Genomic DNA, 15200 nt, shown 5'->3' on the forward strand with positions numbered 1-15200 from the left:
CCAGGTCGACTCCCTCCTCCGCCCCCGCGAGGCACGCACCTGGACGCCGCTCGCCACGGGCGCCGACTTTGAAACAGCCCCTAGTCGCGGATGGGTACCTCGAGGACCTTTCCGAACGGGCCGCCGTCGAACGTCACGACCTTGACGTCGTCGGGAGGGGCGGGAACGTAGAAGAAGCCCCGGTTGGGTTCGCCTTCCGCCTGGCGGAAGGTCGCCCAGCCGGGGTCCACGTATTCGTCGGGACCCCGCTGGTCGGGGCCCATCCGGACGGCCCGGTAGACGTCCTGGGTCCTGGGGTCGATCACCGAGAAGGCGGTGAACTCGCCGCCGAGGTAGTCGATGTGGGTGTAGTCGGCGGCGGCGGGCAGCCCGCCCGCGCCGAGGCTCTGGATGTCGAAGACCGCGACCAGGTAGGCGCCGTCGCGGTAGAACGGGTGGACGTCGATGCGGCGCTTCTGCTCGCGGAACCTGGCGAACCTGCTGGCGACGATCTGTCCGTCGTCGGCGTTGAACGGGGCGGGGCGTCCGATGCCGCCCGTCTGGGCGCTCGCGGTGGTCGTCACCGTGGTGCCGGGGGTCTCCTGCTTGATCTGGTAGGAGACCTCGACGCGGCGGTTCCGCGAGCGGGCGGCGGCGTCGGTGGGCCCGCCCTCCTGGGCGATGGGCTCGCTCTCGCCCTTGCCCTCCGACACGTACTTGTAGGCGCCGCCCAGCCGGGCGCGCAGTTCCCGCTCGACGGTCTGGGCGCGGCGCAGCGACAGCTTCCGGTTGAAGGGGTCGGTGCCCTTGCTGTCGGTGTGGCCGATGACGCGGATCGGCGGCTTGGCAGGGTCGGCCTTGGCCTTCGTCTCCTCGGCGACCTCGTCGAGGACGGCCTTCGCCTTGCCCGAGAGCTTGTCGGAGTTGAACGCGAACAGCACGTCGGTGCGCAGCCCGACCTTCTGCTCGACCCCGCTGGAGGTGGTCTCCTCGACCGGTCCCTCGGTGATGTCGTAGAGGTTCTGGACGACGGGGCGGGCGTCGGGGTCGTCGCGCAGCGGCCATGAGGCGACGGTCCCGGCCGGGGCCTCCTGGGGTGCGACCGGCGCGGGGGGGGGCGCGGGGTCGTCGGTCACCGGCACCCCGGTGAACTCGCCGGCCGTGCCCGCGGTGAGGGCGGTGACCACCTCGACCCCCTCCGGGATCGGCGGGTAGTAGACGACGGCCTCGTAGACCACGCCGGGCAGGTAGCGGCCCTGGACGCTGCCCAGGGTGTCACGGGAGGCGTTCACCAGCGGGTGGTAGATCTTGCGGCCCACGGGGTCGACCAGCGGGATCCGGTAGGCCCTGAAGTCACCGAGCGCGTGGCCGAACGCGTTCTGCGGGATGACCGGACGGTCGTCCAGGGAGGTGACCGTGAAGTGCAGGACGGAGCGGTCCTGACGGCGTTCGACGTTCTTGATCTCGACCCGGGCGTGCAGCTTCACCCCGATGCCGAACCAGCCCTCCTTCGTCAGCCCCGGCAGGCCGGAAGCCGAGGTGGAGGCCGACGCCGTGGGCGCGGGAGCCTTCGTCCGGTCGCCGGGATCGGAGGGCTTCTTCTCGTCCCCGCCCGAGCAGGCTCCTGCCGCCGAGGCGATGAGGACGACGGACGCGAACGCCGCTGTGAACCGCATGATTCCCCCGCGAATAGCCGGATTTCGCAGCTGATATCCAACCACGGATGCGGCTCACCCGAACGGGAGACTCTCACGTAGTCTCCTCGAGTATGACGATCCGGCCGGGCGCCGAGCCGCCCGTGACCTTGAGCGACCCGCGCGATCTGCTCCTGGGCTATCTCGACTACTACCGCGGCGTCATCGTCCGCAAGCTGGACGGCCTCGGCGAGGATCAGGCCCGGCTCTCGCCCCTTCCGTCCGGGTGGACCCCCGCCGAGCTGCTGTGCCATCTCGCCGCGATGGAACGCCGCTGGATCCGGTGGGGCTTCCTCGGCGAGGATCTGCCGGATCCCTGGGCCGACCGCGGTCCCGGCGACCGGTGGACGGCGCCCGGGAGCGTCGCGGAGTACACCGGGCTGCTGGGCGAGGGTGCCGATCTGACCAGGAGCGTCGTGGAGAAGAACGCCCTGGACACCGTCGCGGCGACCGGAGGCCGGTTCGGCGGTGGCGAACCGGCGCCGACCCTCGGCTGGATCCTCTTCCACGTGCTGCAGGAGTACGCCCGGCACGCGGGCCAGCTCGACGCCGTGCGGGAACTGATCGACGGAGCCACCGGTGAGTGACCTCCTGCACGCGCTGACCTTCGCCGCCGCCCTGAACACCGGGGTCGCGGCGGGACTGTTCTTCGCCTTCTCCACCGGGGTGATGCCCGGCCTCGCGCTCCTTCCGCCGGGCGAGGGCGGCGACGCCATGCGGGCGATCAACCGGGCGGTGCCGAACCCGGTCTTCATGCTCGGGTTCCTCGGTCCCGCGCTGCTCGGGCTGGTCGTGGGCGTCTGGTGGCTGGCCGACCGGAACGAGAGCCCGCTCCTGATCACAGGTGCGCTGCTCTACCTCGCCGGCGCGGTGGCCGTCACGGGCCGGTTCAACATCCCCCGCAACGACGCCCTGGCGAAGACGGGGCCGGACGACGAGGCGTACTGGAACCGCTATCTCGTGGAGTGGACCCGCTGGAACCACGTCCGGTTCTTCGCCTCCCTCGCCTCGGCCGGCTGCTACGTGGCGGCCCTCTGAAGATCGCGAAAACGTGCGGTTAGTGTGGTCTGGTCCGTGTTTCCCGATGCGGGGAGTCCCCCATGCCGGACCGGCAGGCCGTCACCCACGTCGATCCACTGGCCCCGCACGGGCCCTTCCACCGGGCGTTCCTGCGGTTCCTCGGCACCCGGACCGCCCGGCGCCTGTTCACCACCAAGATGATGTGGCGGACGGACGTCCGGCTGATGCGGCTCACCGGAGGCCGCCTCGGCATGGGGCTCCTGCTGCCGACCGGCGTCCTGGAGACGCGAGGCGCGCGGTCGGGACTGACACGCCGCAACGTCGTCATCTACTTCCACGACGGCGAGGAGGTCGTCATCGTCGCCTCCCACGCCGGCGCCCCGGCCCATCCCGCCTGGTACCACAACGCCAGGTCCCACCCCGACGTCCTGTTCAACGGGTGTCCGTTCCGCGCCGAAGCCGCCGCCGAGGACGACCTGCCGCGCCTGTGGTCCCTCGCCGACCAGGTCTTCCCGGTCTACGCGACCTACCGCGAAGAGGCGTCCACCGCGGGCCGCGACATCCCCGTCCTCCGGCTCCTCCCCTCCTGAAAGCTCGGTCGCTCAGCTCGCGGGCGGGTCCTCGGCGAGAGTGATGCGGATGCCGATGGTCCCGTCCGCGCCGCGACGAAGACGGCTCCCGAGAAGAGTGGCCAGCCCCAGGAGGCCGTACTTGCGGCGCAGGAGCTTGCGGTAGGCCTCGGTCTCCTCCGGAGAGCAGATCGCGGCGACGCCCGCGACGTCGTCGCCCGTCCTGTTGCCGCGCAGGTCGCAGGGGGCGACCTTGACGCTGGGGTTGTTGCGGATGCGCTTGACCTTGTAGGAATCGGTGACGGTCCAGACGCCGAGGGCGTCCCCGTCCCTGACGACCCAGACGGGCGTGGGGACCGCGGTGCCGTCCTTGCGGTAGGTGGTCACCAGCAGATACTTCCCGGCGGCGAGCCGGTCGAGCGAGGTCTCAGCCATCCCCGGAGTGTAGAGCCTGTTCCGAAGCAGGCACCCGTGGCGAACAGCGTCCAGGTGCGTGCCCGGCGGGTCGGAGGAGCACCTGACAGTGCGCCCTCCAGACCGGCGCGAAGACCGACCCTGCACCCTGTCCGCGGCAGATGAGTGCGTTCCGGGATGCCGTTAGCTCCCGCGTCCGGCCACGCCGCCGGACTGGCCCGTCCGGTCTCCACGCCGCGTTGATCGCGGTTGAGCCTGGTCAAGGCCGTACGGCCTATGAGGGGACGATGCCGTGTTCGCGGTGGTTGGCCAGTTCCCAGGCGCGGGGGGGGAGGCGGTGTCCGCGGACTTACGGGCTGCCTGCTCAGCGCAACGCCCTTGTCCATCCTGGCGCGGAACCCGACCTACGCCCCTTCTAGAAGGAGATGCCGGGTGGCAGGTTCGCGACGTTACCGGGCTCGACCACATAGATGACCGCGGTGTCGCCATCTACCCGGATCTGGAGACGAGCAGTGAATAGAGACCATCGACTGATGGTGAGTCGCCTCACTGCGGATCCGTCGAGTTGCTGGCGCTGCCGGTCGGCACCGAACCACCAGCCTGAGTAACGGATCTTTACCTCGGCGCCAGCCGGATCCCGGAACCATGCAGTGGTGGTCACGTTCCAGAAGGTCTCCAAGGTTCTCCAGTCTCCCGCACGGACGAACTTCTCTCTGACTGGCATGGTGACTTGGCCTTCCCTGTAGGGCCGCGTGATGCAACGCTGCGAGCGGGACCTCCTCGGGGACTCCTGGAGCTTCCCCTACGGACCCGCTGTAACACTCACATCTAGTGCATAGTGCGCGCCCAGGGCATTGCCGCTCGACGATTTGAATTCGAGCGTTGTGTCGAGTGGCGCTTCGGTAATGGTGTTCGAGGCGATGAAGTCGTCCCGGTCGTACCAATGATCGCCATCATTCTCAAACAGGCTCAGCTGTGACGCCCCCTCGAATATGAACTCGTCGTCGAGAACCTCCGTCTGACCCCGAGTCATATTCGGCAAGGATATTTTTACTCCGTTGAACGTCACGTACAGCTCATCCGTGAAGGTCTCCGCCTGCTCCTTGCAGACGATTGATCTGATGATGAGTATCGCCACGTGCATCTCCTCAGTCGTATGTTGGTACTCAGCGGACGGCGCCGGTCAGTCTTCTTCGTCGCCGCATACCTTGCCGACGCCCCAGCCGACCAGGCCCCCTATCAGCATTCCTCCGGACCCGCCGGTGAGAAGCGCGCCGATCAGCATGCCGAACAGGCCCGCAGCCGGGGCGACCGTGCTATTTCTCGCGGAATAGCTGACACCGACCATCGTGGAGCCCATCTGACTCGCCGTCCGATCGTCTAGTGATTCGCGGAAGAGCGCGTCGATCGCTGCCGAGGCCTCACCGGAGGACTGCTTGCCGGACTCAACGTCGAAAACAATGCGGCTGACTCGTTCTAGACGTTTCAAGTCCGAATCAGTGATCAGGCCATGGCCATGCATGCGCAGAAACCCGAGATTGATCGCCTTCCGTCGATTTCCCCCGGCCTCGCTTATGGCGCGATCGGCCTCTTCCTCGATGACGGAGACAAGATCCCCGGGCGCGATTCCCAGCGTTCGGTAGGCACGCAGGAGTTCTGTGGATCCAAAGCTCCCAAACTCAAGGGGCATGACAACCCCTCCTCCTGAAGATGCGACTTCTCCCCTTTTGGCCTCACTCAATCAAGACTAACCTGCCCGATTCGCGCGCCCAGGGGCTTCAAGAAGATCATCAACCCATCCGACCCTCAGACGAATCCCTACGGGGATAGGGCAACCCGAAATGTGCACGCGACTTGGCCCGGCCAGAAGTTACCCGTCGAATGATTTTGCGCAAATCTAGTGAGATTTTTGGATGATCTGAAATTCTCACTCAACTGAGGTGATCTCACCAGGTTTCGGCCAGGTGACCGCCTGGACGTTGCCGGGATGGCGGCGGGCAGGTGCCATCCCCGAGGTCGGGCGCCTGAGCTGCGAGAACGCCGATGCCTTCGTCCACGTGACGGTAGGCGGTGGCCCGCGAAATGCGATGGTCGCGGCCGAGCCGGGGAATGCCTTTCTCGCCGCTGAAAGAGCAGAGGACCAGGATCGCCTGCCAGAACGGGGTCAGCGCACGGATGCCCCTCGAAGTCCCGCGCGGCTGCCGTTCGGCCCCCAGCAGCCGGGCAGCATGGCAAACGAGGTCACGGGAAACGCCGCTGAGATCACCTCACTGAAGGCAGCGAGGATGTAGTTGGGGTGCCGGTCGAGGTTGTGTGCGCGGTCGAGCGCATCGTCGTGCGGGGGGTCGGCGTGGCGTGCGGTGATCTGGACGCCGCGCAGGTCGACGCCGGTATCCAGCATGGTGGTGACGAAGGCGTGCATGGGGGAATACATCCGCGGGAGCCAGATGATCGGGCGTGCGGCCAGGCCGCGTGGACGTCGAGTGGCGGCGTGCCGGTCCATCCTCGGGTCTTCCGCGATCGGCCCGGCGGCCCGACCGACGACGGTGCATCCGACCGCAGGTGGCAGCGGTACCAGGACAATGCGGTTGTCTTTGCCGGCTCCACCTGCGATCGTCGCGGTCCAGCTCCGGTCACTGCGTACTGGAACAGGCTGCGGTCCCGACAAGTCCACCGGCCTTGACAAATGGTTTTGTCGGTGGTTGCCTGGGGGGATGCAAGATGTCGCGGTGATCGAGGACCCGGCGGCCGCCGAGGTCTCGCTGGACCCGATGCGCTCCCGGCTGCTCGCGGAGCTGACCGAGCCGTGCTCCGCGACCATGCTCGCGGCCAAGGTCGGACTGCCCCGGCAGAAGGTGAACTACCACCTGAAGACGCTTGAGGCTCATGGCCTGGTCGAGCTCGTCGAGGAGCGCCGCAAGGGGAACGTCAACGAGCGGATCATGCGCGCGACCGCGTCCTCCTATGTCATCTCGCCGACCGCGCTCGCCTCGGTGCAGCCCGATCCGTCCCGGTCGCCCGACTCGCTCTCGGCGAGCTGGCTGCTGGCCGTCGCCGCCCGGATGGTGCGTGATGTCGGCGCGCTGATGACGGGGGCCGCCCGGGCCAAGAAGCGGCTGGCCACCTTCGCCCTCGACGGCGAGATCCGGTTCGCCTCGGCCGCCGACAGGGCCGCCTTCGCCGAGGAGCTGGCCGCGTCCGTGGCCTCCCTCGTGAGCAAGTACCACGACGCCTCCGCAGAGAACGGCCGCGACCACAGGGTCGTCGTCGCCGTCCATCCGAGCATGAAGGAAACCCAGGGATGACCCACCCCTTCGAACTCATCACCGAGCTTCCGCTCGAGGCCACGCCCGAGCAGGTGTGGCAGGCGATCGCGACCGGTCCCGGCTTCGACGCCTGGTTCATGGGCCGCAGCGAGATCGAGGCGCACGAGGGAGGCAAGGCCGATCTGGTGATGCTGGGCCACCGCGAGTCCGCCACCATCACCGCCTACGAGCCGAACCAGCGCTTCGCCTCCCGCACCGAGGAGGGCCCCGACGGCCAGTTCATGGCCTTCGAGTACCTCATCGAGGCGGCCAAGGGCGGCACCTCGGTCCTCCGCATCGTCCACAACGGCATGCTCGGCGACGACTGGGAGACCGAGTTCGAGGCGATGAAGGCCGGTTCGGGCATCTACCACGCCACCCTCGTGGAGTACCTCGCCCACTTCTTCGGCCGCTCCCCTTCGGTCGTCACGGTCTTCCGCCCCGGCGCCGCCGACCCCGACACCGCCTGGAAGATCCTGACCACCGCTCTCGCCCTGCCGGCCTCCCCCGCCGAGGGCGACACCGCCACTCTCCCCGGCGGCGAACAGGGCACCGTCTTCTACACCAACCTCCCGGTCAACCTCGGCATCCGCACCCCCTTCGGCCTCTACCGCTTCATCCACTCCGGCGCCGACCGTGGCAACGTCGTCGTCCAGGGCCACCAGCGCTTCGACGGCCGTGACGACCAGCCGCTCTGGGACACCTGGACCACCACCCTGTTCCCCTGACCGGGCCCATGGTCAGCGTGCCCTGAGGACCAGGTCCAGGAGGCCGGGAAAGCGGGCGTCCAGGTCTTCCCTGCGCAGGCTCACGAAGAGCTTGCGCCCTTCGGGACGCTGGTGGATGACGCCCGCCTCACGCAGGATCCGCCAGTGATGGGTCATCGTCGACTTCGGCACGTCCTGAACGACCTCGCCGCAGAACTTCTCCTCGCCCGAGGAGAGCCGGCGCACGACGCCGAGGCGGACGGGCTGGCCCAGGGCCGCCAGGACGTCTTCAAGGATGATCTGTTCGCGTTCGGGGTGGAGCATGCCCTCATTGTACGCTAATCTCGAACTGTTCGAGAAAACCGTACATACGTACTTTGGGGATGCCTTGTCTCGTCAACGCACCGGCCTGACGCTCGCGCTGCTGGCGTTCGCCCAGCTCATCACGTCGCTCGACTTCAACATCGTGTTCGTCGCCCTGCCGGCCATCGGTACGGATCTCGACTTCTCGGCACGGACCCTGCAGTGGGTGGCCAGCGCCTACGCCGTCACCTACGGCGGGTTCCTGCTGCTCGGCGGGCGGACCGCCGACCTGCTCGGGCGGCGGCGGATCTTCGTGCTCTCGCTGCTCCTGTTCGCGGTCTCCTCGCTGGTGGGAGGGCTCGCCGAGAGCCCGGGCCTGCTGGTCGCGATGAGGGCCGTCCAGGGGGCGGGGGCGGCGCTGCTGTTCCCCGCGACGTTGTCGCTGATCAACACCCGGTTCGCCGAAGGAGGCGAGCGGAACCGGGCGCTGGCCGTGTGGAGCGGGGCCGGTGCGAGCGGGCTCGCGCTCGGATCGCTGCTCGGCGGGGTGCTCACGGACGCCTTCGGCTGGTCCGCGGTGTTCTTCGTGAACGTTCCCCTGGCGGCCGTCTCCATCGCCGCCGCCTACGTTCTGCTGCCCGCCGACGGGGCCCGAGAGCACGGCAGGACCTTCGATCTTCCCGGCGCGGTACTGGCCACCTCGGGGATCACGCTCGTGGCGTTCGCGCTGATCCAGGGGCCCGAGTCCGGCTGGACGTCGGCGGTGATCCTGGGCGCGTTCGCCGCGGCGGCCGTGCTGCTGGCCGGGTTCGCGGCGGTCGAACAGCGCGGCGCCGACCCGCTGATGCCGCCTCGCCTGCTCCGCAACCGCAGCCTGATCGGGGCGGTCGCGCTCATCACGGTGTTCGGCGCCACGTTCAACGCGCTGCCGTTCTTCCTGACCGTGTACTTCCAGACCGTCCACGGGTACGACGCGCTGCTGACGGGGCTCGCGTTTCTCGTCCCGGCCCTGCTGATCGCCGCCGGCACCCAGGCGGGGGCTCGGCTGGCGGGGCGCATCGGGATGCGCGGGACGCTCCTGGGCGGGACGGTCACCGGGGCGGCCGGAACCGCGATTCTGGCGGCCGGGATGTCCGCCGACGCCTCGTACTGGGCGGTCCTGCCCGGGATCGTGGTGATGGCGCTCGGCCAGGGCGTCACCTGGACGGCCATGTGGATCGCGGCGGCGACCGGAGTCGATCCAGGCGAGCAGGGCATCGCCTCCGGTCTGGCCTCGACCGGGCTCCAGGTGGGGGCCGCGCTCGGGCTCGCGGTGCTCGTCGCGGCGGCGGGGCTCGGTTCCGGGACCCTCGCGGCCGATCTGCGGACCGCCACCTACCTGGCGGGAGCGGGCATCCTGCTCGGCTCGGTGATCGCTCTGACCTTCCGGCGGCACCGCGCCCCGGCCCTCGATCTGGCGGCGTGACCATGGAGCAGGTGGTGATCGTCGGGGGTGGACCCGTGGGCGCTCTCCTCGCCTGCGAACTCGGGCTGCAAGGAGTCAGGGCCGTCGTGCTGGAGAAGGAGCCGGTCAGGAGCGTGGCGTCCAGGGCCGGGACCCTTCACGCCCGCACCGCCCAGCTCCTCGACCGGCGCGGTCTGCTGGACGAGGTGGCCCTCAGCCGGACCCGGCCGCCCGTCCGGTTCCACTTCTCGGGGATGTTCGGCCTCGACCTCGGCGCGGTCGTCCCGGACGGGCCGGTGCTGATCGGCAGCCCGCAGGCGCACGCCGAACGGGTCTTCACGTTGCGGGCGGCGAGCCTGGGCGCGGAGTTCCGGCGCGGACACGAGGTGACCGGGCTGGTCCAGGACTCCGCGAAGGTGACGCTGACCGTCGCGGGGCCCTCGGGCTCCTACGAACTGGCGGCCGGGTACGTGGTCGGGGCGGACGGGGCGCGCAGCTCCGTCCGCCACCGGGCGGGCATCCCCTTCACGGGGACGCCCGCCGGGGTCGCCGCGCTGATGGGCGACGTGCGGCTGCTCACTCCGCTGCCCGGTGGCTGGCACCGCACCCCGCGCGGCTGGCTCCTGGTCTGGGGCGGCCACGGCCGGTCCCGGCTCTCGACCTATGACTTCCGCGGCCCGCACCCCGACCGGACGGCCCCCGTCACCCTCAGCGAGATGCGCGACACGGTGTCGCACATCGCGGGGCGGCCGGTCGAGATGGCCGACGGCCGCGACCTCAGCCGCTTCGGCGACGCCGCGCTCCAGGCCGAGTCCTACCGGTACGGCCGGGTCCTGCTCGCGGGGGACGCCGCCCACGTCCACTTCCCGTGGGGCGGCCAGGGCCTGAACACCGGGCTGGAGGACGCGATGAACCTGGGCTGGAAGCTCGCCGCCGAGCTCACGAACCGGGCCCCCACCGGGCTACTCGACACCTACCACTCCGAACGTCATCCCGTGGCGGCCCGCGTCCTGTGGAACGTCCGGGCCCAGAACGCCCTCGCCGACCCCGACCCCCGGATCGACCCCTTGCGCGACCTGTTCGCCGAACTGATGGAACTCCCGGAGGCGAACGCCCACCTCAGCAAGATGATCAGCGGCACCGGCATCCGCTACGACGTCGGCTCCCCCGGCGCGGGCACCCTGGCCCCCATCAATCCCGAACTCCTGCGCCCCGGCCGCCCGGTCCTCCTTCTGGACAGCACACGAACCGACCTCCGAACCACCGCCGAACCATGGGCCGACCACGTGAGCATCCATCCGGAGCCGGCCACCGAACCCGTTCTGGTGCGCCCGGACGGCTACTCGGTGTGGACCGGTTCCGACGGCCCGGACGGCCTGCGCCGAGCCCTCCTGCGCTGGTTCGGCAAATGATGCGGGCAGCGACCCTCACGGAACTTCTGGCCGATGCCCCGTTCGCCCTCCACGCGGCGCCCGCTTCGCGCTGTCAGTCGGTGATGAGGCGGGCGTGGAGGTGTTCGTCGCGGCGGAGGCCGTCGCCGGCCACGAAGGCGGAGCGGAGGGTGCCTTCGTGAAGGTAGCCGTTCTTGAGGGCGACGCGGCAGGAGGCGGGGTTGTCGAGGGCGTGGAGGAGGTGGATGCGGTGGAGGTCCAGGGTGGCGAAGGACCAGCCGGTGATGGCTCTCAGGCAGGTTGAGGCGACGCCGCGGCCCCGGGCCCAGGGGGCGATGCGGTAGCCCACCTCGGCGACGCTGTCCTCGCGGTCGATGCCGAAGATCATGATGTGGCCCATGTAGCGCTCGGTGGGGGCGTCGAGGATCGAGAAGGTCGCCCTGCCGGTCCAGTCGGCGAACTTCTCGCACATGGCGCGGGCGGATTCCAGGTCGGTCACCGTCTTCAGCCTGGGGGTGAAGACGGTGACGTCGCGGTCGGACGCCAGCTCGAGCAGGTCCTCGGCCTCGGTGAGGCGCGGCGGGCGCAGATGGAACAGACCCGCCGTGATCTCCGTGTGTTCGATCTTCTCCGGTTCCACGGCACGATCTTCCCAGACTCGCGGACCGGCTCAGGTGACCTTGCGGAGGTATTCGGCGGTGAGGGAGGCCGTGGAGCCCAGCAGGTCGGCCGGCGTGCCCTCGAAGACGATCTCGCCGCCGTGCTTGCCGCCGTCGGGACCCAGGTCGATGATCCAGTCGGCGTGGGCGATGACGTCGAGGTTGTGCTCGATGACGAGGAGGGAGTTGCCGCCCTCGACCAGGCGGTCCATCAGGCCCAGCAGGGTGTCGACGTCCGACATGTGCAGGCCCGTGGTGGGCTCGTCGAGGATGTAGACGCTGCCCGTCTTGTGGAGTTCGCCCGCGAGCTTCAGCCGCTGGAGCTCGCCGCCGGACAGGGTGCTGAGGGGCTGGCCGAGGGTGATGTAGCCGAGGCCGACCTCGGTGACGTTGGCGAGCTGGGTCTGGATCCGCTTCTCGGTGAAGAACTCGCGGGCGTCCTCGGCGGTGAGGGCCAGGACGTCGATGATGGATCTGCCGCGGAATCGGAGCTCCATGACCTGGGGCGCGAAGCGGAGGCCTTCGCAGGTCTCGCAGACCGTGGTGATCGGGTCCATGAAGGCCATCTCGACCGTCACGGTGCCGCGGCCCTGGCAGGACGGGCAGCCGCCGGTGGAGTTGAAGCTGAACATGCCGGGCTTCTCGCCGGTGGCCTTGGCGAACAGCTGGCGGATCGGGTCGTAGATGCCCATGTGGCTGGCCGGGGTGGACCGTGAACTGGCCGTCAGCGCCTTCTGGTCGACCACGATCGCCTCGGGGTACCGGGCGGTGAAGACACCGGAGACCAGCGAGGACTTGCCGGATCCCGCGACACCGGTGAAGCAGGTGAGGATCCCCTTCGGGATGCTGACGTCGATGTCCTTGAGGTTGTGGAGCGAGGCGCCCTTCACCTCGAACGCGCCCGTGGCGGCCCGGGGCTCCCGGTTCACGGTGACGCCGCGGCTGAGGTAGCGGCCGGTGAGGGTGTCGGCCTTGGCCAGCTCGCCGACGCTGCCCTCGAAGACCAGCTCGCCGCCGTGCGATCCGGCGTGCGGGCCCATGTCGACGATGTGGTCGGCGACCGCGATGACGTCGGGATCGTGCTCGACGACCAGCACCGAGTTGCCCTTGTCGCGCAGGTCGACGAGGAGGTTGTTCAGCCGGTGCACGTCGCGCGGGTGCAGGCCGACGCTCGGCTCGTCGAAGATGTAGATCAGGCCCGTCAGGCTGGATCCGAGGTGGCGCACCATCTTGAGCCGCTGGCCTTCGCCTCCGGACAGCGAGGAGGTCTCCCGGTCGAGGCTCAGGTAGGGCAGGCCGATGTCGACGATCCGCTGCAGGGCCTCGGCGGCCGTGGCGGCGAGCGGCCCGCCCACCGGGTCGTCGATCTCCCGTAGGACCTCGACCAGCTCGGACGCCTCGAGCGCGCAGAAGTCGGCGATGTTCCTGCCGTTGATCCGCGACGCCCGCACCGAGGCGTTGAGCCGCTGTCCCTCGCATTCCGGGCAGGGCCCCTCGACGATGTAGGGCTCGACGGCCTCCCGCGTGCGGGCGCTGTGGGTCGACAGGTCACGGTTGAGGTAGAGGCGGTTGAACCGGTCGAACAGGCCCTCGTAGTTGACGTTGACGGTGCCGTCGGGCGTGACCCACTTGAACTTGATCTTCTTGTCGGGGTCGCCGCGCGTCAGCAGCCGCATCTCGGTCTCGGTGTAGTCCTTCAGCGGCTTGTCGTTGTCGAACAGCCCGGAGGCGGTGTAGAACGCCGAACCCATCAGGCTCAGCCGGAACGCGCCGTCGTTGAGGCTGCCCTCAAGGTCGAGCAGCCGCTCGTGGTCGGCCCTGACCGTGCGCCCGATGCCCTCGCACTCCATGCACATGCCGAGCGGCAGGTTGAAGGAGTAGTAGCCCTGGCTGCCCGCGCCGGGGACGGCGATCCGCGAGAACAGCACGCGCAGCAGCGGGTGGATGTCGGTCATCGTGCCGACGGTCGAGCGGGAGTTGCTGCCGATCGGCTTCTGGTCGACCACGATCGCGGGCGAGATGTTCTCGATCGCGTCGGCGTGCGGGCGCTCGTACTTGGTCATGAACCGGCGCACGAACGGCGGATAGGTGTCGTTGAGCTGCCGCTGCGACTCCACGGCGACGGTGTCGAACACGATCGACGACTTGCCCGACCCGGACGGCCCCGTGAAAACCACGATCTTGTTCTTCGGGATCTCCAGGGACACGTCCTTGAGGTTGTTCTCCCGTGCTCCCCTGATCAGAATGCTGTCGATCATGCTTCTCCCCGTTCGGCGCGGCTGCACCCCCATTGCTATCAAGCGCCTCCGACAGAATCGCCCCCTGCCGGGAGGGTCCTGCCGTCGGTGCCGGGCCGAGGATCACTCCACGGCGACCACTCCTCCCGCACTTGGGCGAATTATTGGGAATTGGTAATTTTGTGCCCAAGCCTCTTTGGGAATGAATGCGCAAGGCCAGGCCGGGTATTCGTCTCGTGGAATCATGCTCGGAGTTCGGGGAGAATCATGGCCAGAAGGCGCGATGTTCGCGATCTGACTCAGCAGGAGCGCAGGGACCTCGGCAACCTGATCTTCAGGTACATCAATGACGTGGTGGTCGGTGTTCATGCCAACGGCCATGATTGGCATCATGCCAACAGTGAGAAGTTCTTCATCAGGCATCGGGATTTCGTCGGCAAACTTGAGGCGTTCCTTCTTCAGCTGAAGGAGGAGCGGTTCGTTCCGCTGCCCAAGTGGGATCCGGCGACGGAGATTCCCGTCGAGTTGTCCGGTGTGAAGCCCCAGGACGACAGGGTCCCTCGGCCGCCGCTGGAGAACCTGAATCCTCGGCTGCCCAGGCCGCAATCGATTTCGGTGCCCCAGATCTGCCGCATTCCGAGTGGTGATGCTCTGGCGACGCAGACGACGTCCTGGCATGACTCCGTCCATGTCGAGATCGGCGGTGCGATGCGCTGGCTGAGCATCTCGCCCTCGGCGGTCATCTTCTGGTGCTGGCACGCGTTCGTCGACGACATCTATGATGACTGGCTGTCGTGCACGAGCTCCTCGAATCCGCCGATCAATGGGAAATGGGCTGTCAGCGCGACTCCCGGTGGTACCGGTCTCTATCTCGTCGGATTGGACGAGGGCCGTGGCGGCGGACGCGTCTGGACCGATTTCTATCCCAGTGCACAACGCCCAGATCAATGGTCAGGCTGGTTCCCTCTCGCCGACAACGTCTTCCGGCCCGGAACGCCCGTCACGGCGCTCAGCACGGCTCCCGGCGCGACCAGCCTCTACGCCATCGGTCTCGACGGCCGGGTCTGGACCACCTACTTCCCCGACCCCGGCCACCCCGGGCAGTGGACCAACTGGTTCCCCCTCGGGGAGAACACCTTCCCCAGGAACTCCGCGATCACAGCGATCAGCACGACCCCGGGAGGAACCAGCCTCTACCTCGTCGGATCAGACGAAGGACACGGCGGCGGACGCGTCTGGACCAATTTCTTTCCCAGCCCGGAACATCCGGACCAATGGACCGGCTGGTTCCCCCTCGCCGACAACGTCTTCCGGCCCGGAACGCCCGTCACGGCGCTCAGCACCGGGCCCGGCGCGACCAGCCTCTACACCATCGGCCTCGACGGCCGGGCCTGGACCACCTACTTCCCCGACCCCGGCCACCCCGGGCAGTGGACCAACTGGTTCCCCCTCGGGGAGAACACCTTCCCCAGGAACTC

Annotated in this window: 17 protein-coding genes; 8 read left to right on the forward strand and 9 right to left on the reverse strand. The window is 68.6% G+C overall.

What is annotated here, in order from left to right; translation table 11 throughout:
* Positions 1-80: 80 nt before the first annotated feature.
* A complete protein-coding gene (locus tag ABD785_RS01035; protein ID WP_344821200.1) occupies positions 81-1655 on the reverse strand; it encodes an OmpA family protein in 1575 nt (524 codons plus the stop codon).
* A 92-nt stretch (positions 1656-1747) separates the two neighbouring features.
* Between ABD785_RS01035 and ABD785_RS01040 the strand changes: the two genes are divergently transcribed.
* The 3 genes from ABD785_RS01040 (at position 1748) to ABD785_RS01050 (ending at position 3283) form a co-directional block, all read left to right on the forward strand.
* Positions 1748-2260, forward strand: coding sequence for a DinB family protein (locus ABD785_RS01040; RefSeq protein WP_344821201.1), 513 nt, complete (start codon positions 1748-1750; stop codon positions 2258-2260).
* Positions 2253-2711: an anthrone oxygenase family protein gene (locus ABD785_RS01045; protein WP_344821202.1), complete on the forward strand. Its 459-nt coding sequence runs from the start codon at positions 2253-2255 to the stop codon at positions 2709-2711. Before ABD785_RS01040 ends, ABD785_RS01045 begins: the two co-directional genes overlap by 8 nt.
* Before the next feature lie 62 nt (positions 2712-2773).
* Positions 2774-3283 (forward strand): nitroreductase/quinone reductase family protein, encoded by a 510-nt coding sequence (locus tag ABD785_RS01050; protein ID WP_344821203.1) that lies wholly within the window; start codon positions 2774-2776, stop codon positions 3281-3283.
* 12 nt (positions 3284-3295) lie between these two features.
* Here ABD785_RS01050 and ABD785_RS01055 read toward each other — a convergent pair whose 3' ends face one another.
* The 5 genes from ABD785_RS01055 to ABD785_RS01075 all read right to left on the reverse strand — a co-directional run bounded on the left by ABD785_RS01055 (position 3296) and on the right by ABD785_RS01075 (position 6098).
* Positions 3296-3697, reverse strand: a complete 402-nt coding sequence (locus tag ABD785_RS01055; protein WP_344821204.1) for a PPOX class F420-dependent oxidoreductase — start codon at positions 3695-3697, stop codon at positions 3296-3298.
* A 394-nt stretch (positions 3698-4091) separates the two neighbouring features.
* On the reverse strand, positions 4092-4337 hold the full coding sequence (locus ABD785_RS01060) for a hypothetical protein (protein WP_344821205.1): 246 nt from the start codon (positions 4335-4337) through the stop codon (positions 4092-4094).
* Positions 4338-4478: 141 nt separating this feature from the next.
* Complete coding sequence (locus ABD785_RS01065; RefSeq protein WP_344821206.1) at positions 4479-4814, reverse strand: hypothetical protein; 336 nt, start codon at positions 4812-4814, stop codon at positions 4479-4481.
* 45 nt (positions 4815-4859) lie between these two features.
* A complete protein-coding gene (locus tag ABD785_RS01070) occupies positions 4860-5366 on the reverse strand; it encodes a hypothetical protein (RefSeq protein WP_344821207.1) in 507 nt (168 codons plus the stop codon).
* A gap of 474 nt (positions 5367-5840) precedes the next feature.
* The gene (locus tag ABD785_RS01075) at positions 5841-6098 is read right to left on the reverse strand and encodes a hypothetical protein (protein ID WP_344821208.1); all 258 of its coding nucleotides are present in this window, start codon (positions 6096-6098) and stop codon (positions 5841-5843) included.
* A gap of 292 nt (positions 6099-6390) precedes the next feature.
* Between ABD785_RS01075 and ABD785_RS01080 the strand changes: the two genes are divergently transcribed.
* Together ABD785_RS01080 and ABD785_RS01085 are read left to right on the forward strand one after the other, a co-directional pair.
* Positions 6391-6981, forward strand: a complete 591-nt coding sequence (locus ABD785_RS01080) for an ArsR/SmtB family transcription factor (protein WP_344821209.1) — start codon at positions 6391-6393, stop codon at positions 6979-6981.
* Positions 6978-7709, forward strand: coding sequence for an SRPBCC family protein (locus tag ABD785_RS01085; RefSeq protein WP_344821210.1), 732 nt, complete (start codon positions 6978-6980; stop codon positions 7707-7709). Before ABD785_RS01080 ends, ABD785_RS01085 begins: the two co-directional genes overlap by 4 nt.
* Positions 7710-7721: 12 nt before the next feature.
* Here the strand turns inward: ABD785_RS01085 and ABD785_RS01090 are convergent, their stop codons facing one another.
* A complete protein-coding gene (locus tag ABD785_RS01090; protein ID WP_344821211.1) occupies positions 7722-8012 on the reverse strand; it encodes an ArsR/SmtB family transcription factor in 291 nt (96 codons plus the stop codon).
* A 64-nt stretch (positions 8013-8076) separates the two neighbouring features.
* Between ABD785_RS01090 and ABD785_RS01095 the strand changes: the two genes are divergently transcribed.
* A complete protein-coding gene (locus tag ABD785_RS01095) occupies positions 8077-9456 on the forward strand; it encodes an MFS transporter (protein WP_344821212.1) in 1380 nt (459 codons plus the stop codon).
* 2 nt (positions 9457-9458) lie between these two features.
* A complete protein-coding gene (locus tag ABD785_RS01100) occupies positions 9459-10847 on the forward strand; it encodes an FAD-dependent monooxygenase (protein ID WP_344821774.1) in 1389 nt (462 codons plus the stop codon).
* Positions 10848-10920: 73 nt separating this feature from the next.
* On the opposite strand, the gene ABD785_RS01105 is transcribed toward ABD785_RS01100, so the two are convergent.
* Together ABD785_RS01105 and ABD785_RS01110 are read right to left on the reverse strand one after the other, a co-directional pair.
* The gene (locus ABD785_RS01105) at positions 10921-11466 is read right to left on the reverse strand and encodes a GNAT family N-acetyltransferase (RefSeq protein ID WP_344821213.1); all 546 of its coding nucleotides are present in this window, start codon (positions 11464-11466) and stop codon (positions 10921-10923) included.
* A gap of 30 nt (positions 11467-11496) precedes the next feature.
* Positions 11497-13743, reverse strand: a complete 2247-nt coding sequence (locus ABD785_RS01110) for an ATP-binding cassette domain-containing protein (RefSeq protein ID WP_344821214.1) — start codon at positions 13741-13743, stop codon at positions 11497-11499.
* Positions 13744-13989: 246 nt separating this feature from the next.
* On the opposite strand from ABD785_RS01110, the gene ABD785_RS01115 reads away from it, so the two are divergent.
* The coding region (locus tag ABD785_RS01115; RefSeq protein WP_344821215.1) for a tyrosinase family protein at positions 13990-15200 on the forward strand (1211 nt) is incomplete at its 3' end.

Source organism: Actinocorallia longicatena (assembly GCF_039534125.1).
Lineage (GTDB): Bacteria > Actinomycetota > Actinomycetes > Streptosporangiales > Streptosporangiaceae > Actinocorallia > Actinocorallia longicatena.

Coding starts and splice junctions, on each gene's coding strand:
- ABD785_RS01090 (WP_344821211.1), bottom strand. CDS start 8,012: ATGCTCCACCCCGAACGCGAACAGATCATCCTTGAAGACGTCCTGGCG.
- ABD785_RS01035 (WP_344821200.1), bottom strand. CDS start 1,655: ATGCGGTTCACAGCGGCGTTCGCGTCCGTCGTCCTCATCGCCTCGGCG.
- ABD785_RS01080 (WP_344821209.1), top strand. CDS start 6,391: ATGCAAGATGTCGCGGTGATCGAGGACCCGGCGGCCGCCGAGGTCTCG.
- ABD785_RS01055 (WP_344821204.1), bottom strand. CDS start 3,697: ATGGCTGAGACCTCGCTCGACCGGCTCGCCGCCGGGAAGTATCTGCTG.
- ABD785_RS01100 (WP_344821774.1), top strand. CDS start 9,459: ATGGAGCAGGTGGTGATCGTCGGGGGTGGACCCGTGGGCGCTCTCCTC.
- ABD785_RS01110 (WP_344821214.1), bottom strand. CDS start 13,743: ATGATCGACAGCATTCTGATCAGGGGAGCACGGGAGAACAACCTCAAG.
- ABD785_RS01040 (WP_344821201.1), top strand. CDS start 1,748: ATGACGATCCGGCCGGGCGCCGAGCCGCCCGTGACCTTGAGCGACCCG.
- ABD785_RS01085 (WP_344821210.1), top strand. CDS start 6,978: ATGACCCACCCCTTCGAACTCATCACCGAGCTTCCGCTCGAGGCCACG.
- ABD785_RS01070 (WP_344821207.1), bottom strand. CDS start 5,366: ATGCCCCTTGAGTTTGGGAGCTTTGGATCCACAGAACTCCTGCGTGCC.
- ABD785_RS01075 (WP_344821208.1), bottom strand. CDS start 6,098: ATGCACGCCTTCGTCACCACCATGCTGGATACCGGCGTCGACCTGCGC.
- ABD785_RS01050 (WP_344821203.1), top strand. CDS start 2,774: ATGCCGGACCGGCAGGCCGTCACCCACGTCGATCCACTGGCCCCGCAC.